A 14,062-nucleotide genomic window follows, 5' to 3' on the forward strand; every position below is an offset into this window, starting at 1 on the left:
TCGGCCGAGCGAGAGCCCCCTCAGATGGCGAGATCCGGCTCCTCGGGCGCGGTGCCGCGTTCCACCTCCACGCCGAGCGCCCGCAGGTCGGCGACGAAGTCGGGGTAGCCGCGGTCGACGTGGTGCACGTGGGAGACCTCGGTGACGCCGTCGGCGCAGAGCCCGGCGATGATCAGGCCGGCGCCGGCCCGGATGTCCGTGGCGCGGACCGGGGCGCCGGAGAGCCGCTCCCGACCGCAGACGAGGGCGTGGTGGCCGTCCGTCTTGATGTCCGCGCCGAGCCGCATCATCTCGTTGGCGAACATGAACCGGCCGTCGAAGATGTTCTCGGTGATCAGGGACGCCCCGTCGCTCACCGCGGCCAGCCCGATCGCCATGGGCAGCAGGTCGGTGGCGAACCCCGGGTACGGCAGGGTCACCACGTCGACGGCCGCGGGGCGGTCGTCGACGCGTACCCGGAAGGCGTCGGCCCGGGTCTCCACCAGGCCGCCGGCCGAGACCAGCTTGTCCAGCGCGACCTCCAGGAACGCCGGGTCGACGCCGGTCACGGTGACGTCCCCGCGGGTCATCGCGGCGGCGAACGCCCAGGTGCCGGCGACGATCCGGTCGCCCACGGTGGCGTGCCGCACCGGGCGCAGCTCGGGCACCCCGACGATGCGCAGGGTCGAGCTGCCGGCCCCCTCGATCCGGGCGCCCATGTGGTTCAGCATGGTGCAGATGTCGACGATCTCCGGCTCCCGGGCGGCGTTGTCGATCGTCGTGGTGCCCTCGGCCAGCACCGCCGCCATCACCAGGTTCTCCGTGGCGCCGACACTCGGGAAGTCCAGCACGATGTCCGCGCCGTGCAGACCGTCCGGGGCTTCGGCGATGACGAAGCCGTGCTCGCCGGAGATTTCGGCGCCCATCCGGGTCAGGCCGGAGATGTGCATGTCCAGGCCGCGCGACCCGATGGCGTCGCCACCGGGGTGGGCCACCCGCACGTACCCCCGGCGGGCCAGCAGCGGGCCGAGCACGCAGATCGACGCGCGCAGCCGGCGGACCAGGTCGTAGTCGGCCTCCGCGCCGGGCTGCTCCGGTACGTCGATGACGACCGACCGGGAGCGCTCCACCCCGCCCCGGGCCACCATCGGGTCGACCGGGTCGTCGGCGGCGAACCGGACGCCGCAGCCCAGCCGGCGCAGCACCTCGCCCATGATGGCGATGTCGGTGATCCGGGGGACGTTCGTGATCACGCTGCGTCCCGGGGCGAGCAGCGCGGCCGCCATCAGCTTCAGCGCTGAATTCTTCGCCCCGACCACGTGCACCGTGCCGGCCAGCCGGGCCTCACCGAGCACCCGGATGACGTCGACGTCGTTGACCGCCGGATCACCCGCGTCGCCCGGACCGACCCCGGCCGGCCAACCGGTCTGGGCCGGCCGGGCCGGGATGGTCAGGTCCGGAATCCGTAGGCTGTGCGTCATGGCCGTCCACCTCACGCGCATCTACACCAAGGCCGGCGACGCCGGCATGACCAGGCTGAGCAACAACGAGCAGGTGCCGAAGACCGATCCGCGGATCGCCGCGTACGCGGACGTGGACGAGTGCAACGCCGCGATCGGCGTCGCGCTCGCCCTCGGGCAGCTCGATGACGAGCTGCGGGCGGTCCTCGGGTCGATCCAGAACGACATGTTCGACGTCGGGGCGGACCTGTCGATCCCGGTGGAGCCGGATCCGGCGTACCCGCCGCTACGGGTCACGGAGGAGTACGTCAAGCGCCTCGAGGGCTGGTGCGACGAGTACAACGGGCGCCTGAGCAAGCTCGACTCCTTCATCCTCCCCGGTGGCACCGCTGGTGCGGCGCTGCTGCACGTGGCACGGACGATCGCTCGGCGCGCCGAGCGGGCGGCGTGGGCCCTGATCGCGCACGATCCGGAGCGGACCAGCACCCTCCCGGCAAAGTATCTCAACCGGCTCTCCGATCTGCTCTTTATCTTGGCAAGAACGGCAAATCCGGACGGCGATGTGCTATGGGTGCCGGGCGGTAAGCGCTGACCGCCGGGGCCCTGCACCACGTGGAGGTCTGGATACCCGACCTCGCCGCCGCCAGACACAGTTGGGGCTGGCTCCTCGGCGAGTTGGGCTGGACGCCGTACCAGGACTGGCCGGCCGGCCGGTCTTGGCGGCTCGGCCCCACCTACCTGGTGGTCGAGGAGTCCCCCGCTCTCTCCGGCCGGGTGCACGACCGGCTCGCGCCGGGCCTCAACCACCTGGCCTTCCACGCCGGCCCGCCGGCCGCGGTGGACCGGCTGGTCGCGGCCGCCCCCGGCCACGGGTGGGAACTGCTCTTCCCGGACCGCCACCCGCACGCCGGCGGCCCCGGGACATACGCCGCATACCTCGCGGACGGGCAGGGCTACGAGGTGGAACTGGTCGCCGCACTCGACTGAGCGGTCACCCCAGCCCGACGTTTCAGCACACGGCACCCCGGCGGGCCGGGGCGTGCTGGCCGGCGCCGGGCCGGCGGGACCCACCCCGCCGGCCACTCGACCGGCCGCGCACCCGGGCCGGTCCCGGACAGGCCCGCGCGGCCGGGCGGCGCGCCCGCCGTACCCGGAACCGGTGGCCGCCGACGGCGGCGGTGACCGCCGCGACGACCAGCACCCCCGCGGCGGCCGGAAGCGCCGTCCGCGCCGCACCGATGGCCCAGCCGAGCAGCACCGTCCCCGGCACCCAGACCGCCACCGCCAGCCCGTCGAAGAGCACGAACCGGCGGTACGGCAGCCCGGCCGCCCCGGCCACCCGGGGCACCAACGTGCGGACGAACGCGGTCCACCGGCCCAGCAGCACCGCCGGCCCACCGCGCGCCGCGACCAGCGTCTCGGCACGCTGCCAGCGGTGCTCCCCCACCCGGCGGCCCAGCCGGCCACGCCGGAGCCGGGGCCCGAGCAGCCGCCCCTCCAGGTAGCCGAGCTGGTCCCCGGCGAACGCGGCGAGCGTGGTGACGGCGAGCGCGAGGCCCAGGTCGAGCCGGCCGTCCCGGGCCAGCAGGCCGACCGTCAGCATGGTGGTGGCGGCCGGCAGCACCACGCCGACCAGCAGGCCCACCTCGGCGACGAGCACCGCCGCGGCGGCCAGCAGGACGTAACCCGGCGGCAGGTGGTCGAACCGGTCCAGCAGGGAATCCAGGAAGGTCACGTCACCCAGCCTGCCGCGCCGGGGCGACGCCGCCCTCCTCCCGCCGGCCCGCCCGGGTCCTCCAGGTGGCCGCCGACCCCCTTAGGGTTCCCCCGCACCCGGCACGGGGTTGAAGTCGTCGTCGACCAGGCCGAGCCGGTGCGCCAGCACCGCCGCCTGCACCCGATTGCGCAGCTCCAGCTTCTCCATGGCCGCCGACACGTGCGTCTTCACGGTGGTCACCCCGAGGTGCAGCCGCACGCCGATCTCCGCGTTCGACAGCCCGGCGCCGACCAGCGCCAGCACCTCCCGCTCCCGGGTGCTGAGCAGCCGCAGGTCCGCCGCGCGCGCGTCCGGGTGCGGCCGCTGCTCCCGGTCGTGGGCGGCGAGCGCCCGGCGCAGTACGCGGGCCAGCACCGGCGGCGCCAGCAGGGTCTCCCCCCGCGCCGCCCGGCTCACCGAGTCGATCAGCTCCTCCGGGGCCCCGTCCTTTACCAGGTAGCCGATCGCGCCCGCGCCGAGCGCGCCGTACACGTTGACGTCGTCGGCGAAGGTGGTCAGCACCAGCACCCGGGCGGCCGGCTGCCGGTCCAGGATCCGCCGGGTCGCCTCGATGCCGTCCATCCGGGGCATCCGCAGATCCATGAGGATCACATCCGGCCGCAGCCGCTCGGCGAGGCGCACCGCGTCGTGGCCGTTCCCCGCCTCGCCCACCACCTCGAAACCACCGGCCGTCCGCAGCAGCAGACCCACCCCGGCCCGGACCAGCGTCTGGTCATCGACCACGAGCACCCTGATCATCTGTTCTCCCTGACCGGCAGCCGTGCCTGCACCCGCCAGCCGCCGCCCTCCGTGCCCGTCGCGGTGAGCGTGCCACCGAGCAGGCCCACCCGCTCCCGCATCCCGCTCAGCCCGTAGCCGGACGCGGGCAGCGCGGGACGCCCCGGCCGGCCACGCTCCGGCTCGGCGAGCTGCTGCCGGACCGGCCCGCTGTCCAGCACCTCCAGCAGCAGCGCGCCGTCGACCCCCTGGACGTCCACCGAGGCGATCGCCCCGGGTCCGGCGTGCTTGAGGGTGTTGGTCAGCGCCTCCTGCACCACCCGCGCGGCCGTCGTACCCACCACCAGCGGCACCCAGGCCAGCGCGGGCGACACGCTCACCTGGACCGCCACACCCGCCTCGCGGACCCGTCGGGCGGCGTCCCGGATCACCTGCTCCGGCTCCACCTGCGGGTCGGTCGGCTCGACCGCCTCCGGGTCCCGGAGCACCTCCAGCAACTCCCGCAGTTCGTCCAGCACCTGCCCGGCCGTGTCCCGCAGCTCGCCGAGGGCGGACACCGCCTCGTCGGTGCGGCCGGTGTGCTGCACGGCGTACCGGGCCGCGCCGGCGCGCAGGGCGATCGCCGCGATGTGGTGGGCCACGATGTCGTGCAGGTCCCGGGCGACACCCGCCCGCTCGGCGAGGCGGGCCGCCCGGGTCTCCGCCGCGCGGCGCTCCTCCACCTCCCGGGCGCGCTCCTCGGCCGCCGCCGCGGCCTGCCGCACCCCGCGCAGATACCGGCCGAACGCCACCGGCGCGGCGACCACCCCGGCCAGCAGGACCAGACGGATCACCCCGGTGCCGCCGGAGAGGACGCCCGCGTCGCGCTGCAGGGCGTCGCCCAGCGTCGCCCCGAGGTAGAGGGCATACCCCGCCACCGTCGCCGACCGGCCGCACCGGTATGCGACGTAGCCCAGCGCGACCGCCCCGGCTAGCTGCGGGATGCCGCCACCGGCCAGCGTCACCGCGCCGCCGACGACCATCAGCGCCGACTCCGCGAGCAGCACCGGCCAGGGCCACCGCCGTACGGCCACCAGGGCCAGCCCGGCGAGGACCGCGAAGACCTCCGCCCACTCCTCGCGGGCCACCCCCGGCCGGGCCATCCGGGTGGTCGCCAGGCCCAGTCCGGCCGTGGCCAGCCCGAGCAGCACCTCCCGCCACCAGCCGCGCCACCCATCCGTCACCTGGCCAACCATACGGACGACCGGCGCCGCCGACGGCCCTCCCATCGGCCGCCGTGCCTCCTCCAGGTGGCCGGTACGCCGACCGCCGGCACGAGGCCCGCCCGGCCGTCCCGCGCCTAGCGTCGACCAGCGTGATCAGCGACGCGCCGACCTTCCTCACCCAGTTCATGCGGCACCCGCTCGCCACCGGCGCGGTGCTGCCCAGCGGGCCCACCCTGGCCCGGGACATCACGGCGGCGGTGCCGCGGGCGGGGCACCCGCTGGTGGTCGAGCTCGGCCCCGGGACCGGAGCGTTCACCGGGGCAATCCAGCAGCGGCTGGCCGGCCGCGGCCACCACCTGGCGGTCGAACTCAACCCGGCGTTCGCCACCGGCCTGGCCCGCCGGCACCCCGCCGTCGAGGTGGTACGCGCCGACGCCGCCGCGCTCGGGGAACTGCTGGCGGAACGCCGGCTCGCGGCGGCCGACGTGGTGGTCAGCGGGCTGCCCTGGGCCGCCTTTCCCGCCCGACGGCAGCGGGCGATCCTCGCCGCGGTGGTCGGTGCGCTCAACGCCGGCGGGGTCTTCACCACCTTCGCGTACCGGCACGCCCTGCCGACCCGCCCGGCCCGGCGCTTCCACCGGCTGCTGACCGGCGTCTTCGACGAGGTGACCGTGGGCCGGACCGTCTGGGCCAACCTGCCACCCGCCCTCGTGTACCACTGCCGCCGCCCACTCGCGCCACTCGCCGCAGGCTCCCGCCTGGACAGAGGGGGCCAGACCCCCGAAGATCCACACCAGGTCGCGTAAACGGCGGTATCCGACAGCCGCCGACACCCCCACATCGCGTATATGGAGTCGATCAAGCCCCGGCCAGCGCGCCAACGGCGACACACTCCACGAGGAGGCGGCGAGCCCCGGACCGCGACCAAAGACGGACCAGGGGCGAGGGATCAGGCGGCGGGCCAGTCCTGGGAGGCCATACGCGGCGAGACCGCCCCGGGCGGGGCGGCCTCGAGCCAGGAGAGGAAGCCGGTGACCGTGGACCGCGCCATGGCGATCTCCACCGGTGCGTGATTGCTGGTACAGCGCAGGATCACCCAGTCGGCCGGCATGGAGAGCCGTTCCTGCCCCTCGGGGAGCCGGCGGCGCTCCACCGCGAGCCGCTTACGGGAGAGTACCCGCTTGGGCCGCAGGGCGAAGCTGAACATGCGGTACCAGCGAAGTTCGTCGCCGACGAAACGGCCGAAGCCGGGTGACCAGCCTCGGCCGTCGAGGATCGTGGAGACCCGGACACTGAGCCGGATGATGCCTCCGCTGCGGGTGAACAGTGCCCGCCGGACGAAGAGGATCAGAAGCGAGGCGAGCACGACCGCGACGCCGATTCCGATCCCTTCCACGATCTCCATCGGCGGGTCGGCTCAGCGCGCCGGGGTGGCGGGGGTGGCGCTCTCGGCGAGGACCGTGACGCCCTCACCGGTAACCGACACGAAGCCGCCAGCCACGTCGTACGCGAGCTGCTGGCCGCCGGCCTGCTTGATGCGTACCTGGCTGGGCTCGGCGAGCTGGCCGAGCAGGGGCGCGTGCCCCGCCAGCACACCCAGCTCACCCTCGGTCGTCCGGGCGACGACCATCTCGGCCTCGCCGGACCAGACCTTCTCCTCGACGGCTACGAGCTCGACGTGAAGCTGCTGTGCCACGCTGTCTCCTTGCTGCGGCGGCGGATTGCCGAAAGTCTAGTCGCGGCCTCGAGCCCCACCCAACGCGGGTGGCGAGAGCTGCGCCACGGTCACGTCAACGAGCCCCGGCACCCGCCGGGGTCCGTTGGCGCTCAGGTTAACTGGTCTTCTGCTTGAAGTCGGGGTGCTCCAGCATGAACGCGTCGATCTGTTCGTTGCGGAGGGCCGCGAAGAAGTCGTCGGCCGGCGGCAGCAGCCGCTCCCCCTTGTACGCCGAGCCGGTGCCGATGCCCTCGCCGGGCAGCTTGATCGTCTGGATCGAGTCGGCTCGGATGCCCTTCAGCGCGAGCGCGAAGTCGACCACGCTGTTGCCGCGGCCGTTGAAGATGAGCGACTCGCCGGCGGCGCGGAGCACCCGGTCCAGCTTCACCGGGTTGGTCACCACGTCGGCGCTGAACGCCTGGCTCACCATCGCCTTGACGAACTGCTGCTGGTGCCGCTGCCGGCCGTAGTCGGCGTCCGGCACGCCGTTGCGCGGGTAGCGCTGCCGCACGTAGTCCAGCGCCTGCCAGCCCTTGAGGTGCGCGTTGCCCTTCTTGTACTCGGCCTGCGGGCCGAGGTAGCCCCCACCGCCGGGCTTGAGCTGGCGCATGGTGCCGTCGGGCTGGCGGTGCTCCGACTTCACGTCCCGCTCGATGTACATGTCGACGCCGCCCATGGCGTCGACGATCTTCCGGAAGCCGGTGAAGTTGATGATCGCGCCGGCATCGAAGCGCTCGATCCCGGTGACCTGCTGGACGGTCTTCGCGAGCAGTTCGAAGCCCTGCGCAGCGTCGGGGTTCTGCCCGGACACCCTGCTGCCGTACGACATGGCGTCATTCAGCTTGCCGGTGCCGCCCGAGTAGTGCGCCTTGGGGAAGGCCGGGATGTCGACCCGCAGGTCGCGGGGAAGTGAGAAGAGGTAGCCCCGGTCCAGGCCGGCCGGCACGTGCATGATCATGACCGAGTCGGACAGTGGCGGGGTCTTCGGATCGCGGGGGTCGATGCCGACCAGCAGGATGTTCAGCGGGCCCTTGATGTCGCTCTTCTTCTCGGTGGCGCCGGCCGCCTCGTCACCGAAGAGGTCCCCCTTGCCGACCGCGCCCTCATAGCGGGCCACCAGCGCGTGATAGCCCACCAGCACGCTGCCACTCAGCACCATGAGGACCACGCCGAAGATGGTGCACATCCGGGCCCACCGCGGCACTCCCCGCCAGCTGGACCGCTTGCCGCCGCGCGTGCCGGCCTTGGCCACGAGCTTCTCCAATCGTCGCGCCCACGACTGGTAGACGGGCGGGCGGATCCGTTTCGTTGCGATAGCGAGCAACGTTGATGACGTGAAGTCGTGTCACGAACGGTACCGCGCGGTCCGGCGAACCGCCTTCCGGGCATCCGGACATCGGGTACGAGCTGGGCCCGAACAGGCGGAGGCCGCCCCGACGTCTGTCGGGGCGGCCTCCGTGGAGTGTGGCAAGGGTCTCAGCCCTCCATCAGCTCCTTGGCCTTGCGCTCCAGGTCCTCGAGACCGCCGCACATGAAGAAGGCCTGCTCGGGGAAGTGGTCGTACTCGCCCTCGCTGATCTTCTTGAACGCCTCGATGGTCTCCTTGATCGGGACCGTCGAGCCCGGTACGCCGGTGAACTGCTCGGCGGCGTAGGTGTTCTGCGACAGGAAGCGCTCGATCCGCCGGGCCCGCTGCACGGTGATCTTGTCTTCCTCGGAGAGCTCCTCGATACCGAGGATGGCGATGATGTCCTGCAGGTCCTTGTAGCGCTGCAGGATCCGCTTCACCTCGGTGGCCACCTGGAAGTGCTCCTGGCCGACGAACTCCGGGGCGAGGATCCGGGACGAGGACGCCAGCGGGTCCACGGCCGGGTAGATGCCCTTGTCGGAGATCGACCGCTCCAGGTTGGTGGTCGCGTCCAGGTGGGCGAACGTGGTGGCCGGCGCCGGGTCGGTGTAGTCGTCGGCGGGCACGTAGATCGCCTGCATCGAGGTGATGGCCTGGCCCCGGACGGAGGTGATCCGCTCCTGGAGCTCGCCCATCTCGTCGGCCAGGGTCGGCTGGTAGCCCACGGCGCTCGGCATGCGGCCGAGCAGCGTGGAAACCTCGGAACCGGCCTGGGTGAAGCGGAAGATGTTGTCGATGAAGAGCAGCACCTCCTGCTTCTTCACGTCGCGGAAGTACTCCGCCATGGTGAGCGCGGAGAGGGCGACCCGGAGCCGGGTGCCCGGCGGCTCGTCCATCTGGCCGTAGACCAGCGCGGTCTTGTCGATGACGCCGGACTCGGTCATCTCGGCGATGAGGTCGTTGCCCTCACGGGTGCGCTCACCCACGCCGGCGAACACCGAGGTGCCACCGAAGTTCCGGGCGACGCGGGTGATCATCTCCTGGATGAGCACCGTCTTGCCCACGCCGGCGCCACCGAACAGGCCGATCTTACCGCCCTTGACGTACGGGGCGAGCAGGTCGATGACCTTGATGCCGGTCTCCAGCATCTCGGTCTTCGGCTCCAGGTCCGCGAAGGCCGGGGCCTTGCGGTGGATCTGCCAGTGGTCGTCCGGGTTGAGCGTCTCACCCTCGGTGAGGTTGAGGCACTCGCCGATCGCGTTGAACACGTGGCCCTTGACCGCGTCGCCCACCGGCACGCTGATCGGCGAGCCGGTGTCCCGCACCTCGGTGCCGCGGACCAGGCCGTCGGTCGGCTGCATCGAGATGGCGCGGACCAGGTTGTCACCCAGGTGCTGGGCGACCTCCAGGGTCAGCGTCTTCTCGCCGCCGGACAGGGTCACGTCGACGTGCAGGGCGTTGAACAGGTCCGGCATGGCGTCGCGCGGGAACTCGGCGTCGACGACCGGGCCGATGACCCGGACCACGCGACCCGTGGCCGTCTTGGTCTCTACTGGGGCAGTCATCACACTTCACTTCCCGACGCGGCGAGCGCGTTCGCGCCGCCGACGATCTCACTGATCTCCTGGGTGATCCCGGCCTGGCGGGCCGTGTTCATCTCCCGCGTGTACTTCTCGATCATCTCTTCGGCGTTGTCGGTGGCGCTCTTCATCGCCCGCCGACGGGCCGCCGACTCGCTGGCCGCCGACTCCAGCAACGCCGCGTAGATCCGCGTGTTGATGTACTTCGGCAGCAGCGCGTCGAGCAGCGCCTCCGCCTCCGGCTCGAACTCGTACGCCGGGAGCAGACCCTCGGACCGCGGCCGGTCCTCGACCTGCATCGGGCCGATGATCCGCGTGACCGGCGTCTGGGTCATCAGGGACTTGAACTCGGTGTAGACGATGTGCAGCTCGTCGATGCCGACAACCCCGTCCGGCCCGGCCCCGCCGTCCACGTCGTCCGCGCCGGCCGTGAACGCCTTGATCAGCGTCTCGCCCACCTCGCGAGCATCGGAGAAGGCCGGCTGCTCCGAGAAGCCGGTCCAGCTCGCCGCGATCTCCCGGTTGCGGAACCGGTAGAACGTGACGCCCTTGCGCCCGATGACGTAGAGCACCGGCTCCTTGCCGTCGGCCGCAAGCCGGGCGATCAGCGACTCGGCCGTCCTGATGGCGTTGGAGCTGTAACCACCGGCCAGACCCCGGTCGCTGGTGACCAGCAGGACGCCCGCCCGCCGCACCCGCTCGCGCGGGGTGAGCAGCGGGTGGTCGATCCGCGCGTTGGACGCCAGCGCCGTGAGCACGTCGGTGATCGCCTTGGCGTACGGCAGGGAGGCCTCCACCCGCGCCTGGGCCTTGGCGATGCGGCTCGTCGCCACGAGCTCCATCGCCTTGGTGATCTTCTTCATCGACTTCGCCGAGCGGATCCGTTGACGAAGAACGCGTACCTGGGCGGCCATCGTCAGCTCTCAGCCGGGCGGTCGGTCGAGCCCTCGCGGAAGCGGGTCACCGTCTCGCGGGTCTCCTCGCCCTCCAGCGGCTTGGCCGGGGCCTCGTTGATCCGCACCTCATCCTCCTTGCCGAGGAAGAGCTGCTTGAACTCGGTGATGGCCGAGTCGAGCGAGCCGATGATGTCGTCGTCCCACTTGTTGTCCGCGATCGCGGCCAGGACGCCCTCGTGCTTGTGCCGGAGGTACTGCAGGAACTCCGACTCGAAGCGCTTGATCTCGCCGACCGGGATGTCGTCCAGCTTGCCCTCGGTGCCGGCCCAGACCGAGACGACCTGCTCCTGCACCGGGTACGGCGAGTAGTTCGGCTGCTTGAGCAGCTCGACCAGGCGGGAGCCGCGCTCGAGCTGGGCACGGGAGGCCTTGTCCAGGTCGGAGGCGAAGGCGGCGAACGCCTCCAGCTCGCGGAACTGGGCCAGGTTGAGCCGGAGCGAACCGGCGACCTTCCGCATCGGCTTCACCTGGGCGGCGCCACCGACCCGGGAGACCGAGGTGCCGACGTTGATGGCCGGCCGGACGCCCTGGTTGAACAGGTCGGTCTCGAGGAAGATCTGACCGTCGGTGATCGAGATCACGTTGGTCGGGATGAACGCGGAGATGTCGTTCGCCTTGGTCTCGATGATCGGCAGACCGGTCATCGAGCCGCCGCCCAGCTCGTCGGAGAGCTTGGCGCAGCGCTCCAGCAGCCGGGAGTGCAGGTAGAAGACGTCACCCGGGTACGCCTCGCGGCCCGGCGGGCGGCGCAGCAGCAGCGACACGGCCCGGTACGCCTCGGCCTGCTTGCTCAGGTCGTCGAAGACGATCAGGACGTGCTTGCCGCCGTACATCCAGTGCTGCCCGATGGACGAGCCGGTGTACGGGGCGAGGTACTTGAAGCCAGCCGGGTCCGAGGCCGGGGAGGCGACGATGGTGGTGTACTCCATCGCGCCCGCCTCCTCCAGCGTCCCCTTGATCGAGGCGATGGTGGAGGCCTTCTGGCCGACGGCGACGTAGATGCAGCGGACCTGCTTCTTCGGGTCGCCGGAACGCCAGTTGTCCCGCTGGTTGAGGATGGCGTCCAGGGCGACCGTGGTCTTGCCGGTCTTCCGGTCACCGATGATCAGCTGACGCTGGCCGCGGCCGATCGGGGTCATCGCGTCGACGGCCTTGAGACCGGTCTGCAGCGGCTCGAAGACCGACTGGCGGGACATCACGTTCGGGGCCTGGAGCTCCAGCTCGCGGTAGCCCTCGTCCGGGATGTCGCCGAGGCCGTCGATCGGCTGGCCGAGCGCGTTGACCACGCGGCCGAGGAAGGCGTCGCCGACCGGGACGGAGAGCACCCGGCCGGTGCGCTTGACGCGCTGCCCCTCCTCGATACCGCCGAAGTCACCGAGGACGACGACACCGATCTCCCGGACGTCGAGGTTCAGCGCCACGCCGAGCGTGCCGTCCTCGAACTCCAGGAGCTCGTTGGTCATGGTCGAGGGCAGACCCTCGACGTGGGCGATGCCGTCGCCGGCGTCGGCGACGGTGCCGACCTCCTCACGGGAGACGTCGGCCGTGTAGGAGGAGACATAGCGCTCCAGGGCGCCGCGGATCTCCTCCGTCGAGATGGTCAGCTCGGCCATCCTCTGCTTCCTTCAAGTATCAGGGGCCCGGGATACCTAGTACCGACCGGTCCGATGGCGTCGAATCAGGGCTGCGGAGGCGCTGGTCAGCGCTTCGCGAGCGCGTTGCGGGTCTCGTTGAGGCGGCGCAGGACGGTGCCGTCGTACAGGTCGGAGCCGACCCGCACGCTCACCCCACCGAGCACCTCGGGGTTCACCGTCTGCTTGACGGAAACCTCTCGACCGTACATCGCGGAGAGGCGGGCACCGAGGCGTCGCTCCTCCTCGTCACTCAGCGGGGCCGCCACGGTCACGTACGCGACCTGACGGTCCCGCCGGTCGGCGGCCAGCTCGACCAGCCGGGTGAGCGCCCCGATGAACGAGCGCCCCCCGAAGCCGGCCAGCGCGGCCTCGACGAGACGGACGGTGACCGGCCGGGCCTTGCCGGCGAGCAGCTCGCGGGCCAGGGTGGCCCGCCGCTCGGCCGGGGCCATCGGATCGGAGAGCGCGTTGGACAGCTCGGCGGAAGCGGAGACGACCTGGCCGAAACGGAACAGCTCGTCCTCGACCTCGCCCAGCTCGCCGGCCTTCTCGGCGCCCGCCAGGAGCGCCTCGACACCCAGCCGCTCGGTGCCGTCGAGCAACTCCGACGGCGCCGACCAGCGGCCGCCGACCAGCGCGGTGAGCAGGTCGAGCGCGTCCGCGCCGACCTTCCCGCTCAGGATGCCCGTGAGCAGGCCGGTGCGGTCCTCACCCGGACGCGCCGGGTCCGACAGCGCCCGGCGCAGCCGCGGCTCGCGCCGCAGCAGTGCGGCCACGGAGAGGATGTCGTCGGCGGTGGAGGCCACCGCCGACGGCTCCGCGCCACGGGCGTACGCGTCGAGGCGCTCGGCCCCGACCTTGTACGACTCCCGGCTGGCGGCCTGCATCAGTGGGCCCCCGCGCTCTCGAGACCGCTCAGGAACCGGTCGACGGTGCCCTTGCGACGTGCCTCGTCGGCGAGCGACTCACCGACGATCTTGCTGGCCAGGTCCACCGCGAGGGTGCCGACCTCGGCGCGGAGCTCACGCACGATGGTGGCCCGCTCGGCGGAGAGCTGCTCCTTGCCGGCCGCGATGATCCGGTCGGACTCCTCCCGCGCCTTGGCGAGGATGTCCTGGCGGATCCCCTCGGCGTCGGCCCGGGCGTCGTCGCGGATCTTGGCGGCGTCGGTCCGGGCCTCGGCCAGCTGCGCGCGGTACTGCTCGAGCAGCTTGTTGGCCTCGGCCTGGGCGGCCTCGGCACGCTTGATGCCACCCTCGATCGCGTCGACCCGGGCCTGGAACGTCTGCTCCATGCGGGGGAAGACGAACTTCATCAGCACGAAGCAGAGCACGATGAAGGCGATGCCACCGACCACAATCTCCTGCCAGATCGGCAGGATGGGGTTGTGTTCAGCACCCTCGGCGAGGAAGTACATGGAAGACCTCCCGATCAGAGGGGGGATTACTTAGCCCAGACGAAGCCGAACGCGACGCCGAGCAGGGCCAGCGCCTCGATGACAGCGAAGCCGATCCAGACGTACGGCAGGGTCATCCGGGACGACTCCGGCTGGCGGGCGGTCGACTGGATGTAGGCCGAGAAGACCAGGCCCACGCCGATGCCCGGGCCGATGGCGGCCAGGCCGTAGCCGATGGCGGCGGTGCTGCCCGATACCGCGGCGAGAACGTCCATTGGTGTGTTCCTCCTGGT

General features: G+C 72.0%; 16 protein-coding genes. 3 read left to right on the plus strand and 13 right to left on the minus strand.

Going from position 1 to position 14,062, the window contains the following annotated elements; all coding sequences use genetic code 11:
- Window positions 1–20 precede the first annotated feature (20 nt).
- Entirely contained in the window at window positions 21–1,460 is a 1,440-nt protein-coding gene (gene murA, locus FXF52_RS25015) for a UDP-N-acetylglucosamine 1-carboxyvinyltransferase (RefSeq protein WP_148800709.1), read from the minus strand.
- Between murA and FXF52_RS25020 the strand changes: the two genes are divergently transcribed.
- Together FXF52_RS25020 and FXF52_RS25025 are read left to right on the plus strand one after the other, a co-directional pair.
- Complete coding sequence (locus tag FXF52_RS25020; RefSeq protein WP_148800711.1) at window positions 1,459–2,031, plus strand: cob(I)yrinic acid a,c-diamide adenosyltransferase; 573 nt, start codon at window positions 1,459–1,461, stop codon at window positions 2,029–2,031. The two genes, murA and FXF52_RS25020, sit on opposite strands and share 2 nt — an antisense overlap.
- Entirely contained in the window at window positions 2,028–2,426 is a 399-nt protein-coding gene (locus tag FXF52_RS25025; RefSeq protein WP_148800712.1) for a VOC family protein, read from the plus strand. The genes FXF52_RS25020 and FXF52_RS25025 overlap by 4 nt, the downstream gene beginning before the upstream one ends.
- 22 nt (window positions 2,427–2,448) lie before the next feature.
- Here the strand turns inward: FXF52_RS25025 and FXF52_RS42525 are convergent, their stop codons facing one another.
- The 3 genes from FXF52_RS42525 to FXF52_RS25040 form a co-directional block, all read right to left on the minus strand.
- Window positions 2,449–3,174 carry a DedA family protein gene (locus FXF52_RS42525; protein WP_222870654.1) on the minus strand — a complete coding sequence of 242 codons (726 nt, stop codon included), beginning with the start codon at window positions 3,172–3,174 and terminating at the stop codon, window positions 2,449–2,451.
- A gap of 81 nt (window positions 3,175–3,255) precedes the next feature.
- Window positions 3,256–3,954, minus strand: a complete 699-nt coding sequence (locus tag FXF52_RS25035) for a response regulator transcription factor (protein WP_148800714.1) — start codon at window positions 3,952–3,954, stop codon at window positions 3,256–3,258.
- Window positions 3,951–5,156, minus strand: a complete 1,206-nt coding sequence (locus FXF52_RS25040; RefSeq protein ID WP_148800716.1) for a sensor histidine kinase — start codon at window positions 5,154–5,156, stop codon at window positions 3,951–3,953. Before FXF52_RS25040 ends, FXF52_RS25035 begins: the two co-directional genes overlap by 4 nt.
- 131 nt (window positions 5,157–5,287) lie before the next feature.
- On the opposite strand from FXF52_RS25040, the gene FXF52_RS25045 reads away from it, so the two are divergent.
- Window positions 5,288–5,944 (plus strand): class I SAM-dependent methyltransferase, encoded by a 657-nt coding sequence (locus FXF52_RS25045; RefSeq protein WP_255472318.1) that lies wholly within the window; start codon window positions 5,288–5,290, stop codon window positions 5,942–5,944.
- Window positions 5,945–6,087: 143 nt separating this feature from the next.
- On the opposite strand, the gene FXF52_RS25050 is transcribed toward FXF52_RS25045, so the two are convergent.
- The 9 genes from FXF52_RS25050 to FXF52_RS25090 all read right to left on the minus strand — a co-directional run bounded on the left by FXF52_RS25050 (window position 6,088) and on the right by FXF52_RS25090 (window position 14,044).
- On the minus strand, window positions 6,088–6,543 hold the full coding sequence (locus FXF52_RS25050; protein WP_148800718.1) for a DUF2550 domain-containing protein: 456 nt from the start codon (window positions 6,541–6,543) through the stop codon (window positions 6,088–6,090).
- A gap of 12 nt (window positions 6,544–6,555) precedes the next feature.
- Window positions 6,556–6,834, minus strand: a complete 279-nt coding sequence (locus FXF52_RS25055; RefSeq protein WP_148800720.1) for a F0F1 ATP synthase subunit epsilon — start codon at window positions 6,832–6,834, stop codon at window positions 6,556–6,558.
- Window positions 6,835–6,970: 136 nt separating this feature from the next.
- Window positions 6,971–8,107, minus strand: coding sequence for an LCP family protein (locus tag FXF52_RS25060; protein ID WP_148800755.1), 1,137 nt, complete (start codon window positions 8,105–8,107; stop codon window positions 6,971–6,973).
- Between the two features lie 224 nt (window positions 8,108–8,331).
- Entirely contained in the window at window positions 8,332–9,768 is a 1,437-nt protein-coding gene (gene atpD, locus FXF52_RS25065) for a F0F1 ATP synthase subunit beta (protein ID WP_148800722.1), read from the minus strand.
- Window positions 9,768–10,697, minus strand: a complete 930-nt coding sequence (locus tag FXF52_RS25070; protein WP_148800724.1) for a F0F1 ATP synthase subunit gamma — start codon at window positions 10,695–10,697, stop codon at window positions 9,768–9,770. Before FXF52_RS25070 ends, atpD begins: the two co-directional genes overlap by 1 nt.
- 2 nt (window positions 10,698–10,699) lie before the next feature.
- Entirely contained in the window at window positions 10,700–12,352 is a 1,653-nt protein-coding gene (gene atpA, locus FXF52_RS25075) for a F0F1 ATP synthase subunit alpha (RefSeq protein ID WP_148800726.1), read from the minus strand.
- A gap of 86 nt (window positions 12,353–12,438) precedes the next feature.
- Entirely contained in the window at window positions 12,439–13,260 is an 822-nt protein-coding gene (locus FXF52_RS25080) for a F0F1 ATP synthase subunit delta (protein ID WP_148800728.1), read from the minus strand.
- Window positions 13,260–13,790, minus strand: coding sequence for a F0F1 ATP synthase subunit B (locus FXF52_RS25085; protein WP_148800730.1), 531 nt, complete (start codon window positions 13,788–13,790; stop codon window positions 13,260–13,262). The genes FXF52_RS25080 and FXF52_RS25085 overlap by 1 nt, the downstream gene beginning before the upstream one ends.
- Window positions 13,791–13,816: 26 nt before the next feature.
- The gene (locus FXF52_RS25090) at window positions 13,817–14,044 is read right to left on the minus strand and encodes an ATP synthase F0 subunit C (RefSeq protein ID WP_091197508.1); all 228 of its coding nucleotides are present in this window, start codon (window positions 14,042–14,044) and stop codon (window positions 13,817–13,819) included.
- Window positions 14,045–14,062: the final 18 nt, after the last annotated feature.

The sequence above is a fragment of the Micromonospora sp. MP36 genome (genome assembly GCF_008119785.1).
GTDB lineage: Bacteria > Actinomycetota > Actinomycetes > Mycobacteriales > Micromonosporaceae > Micromonospora.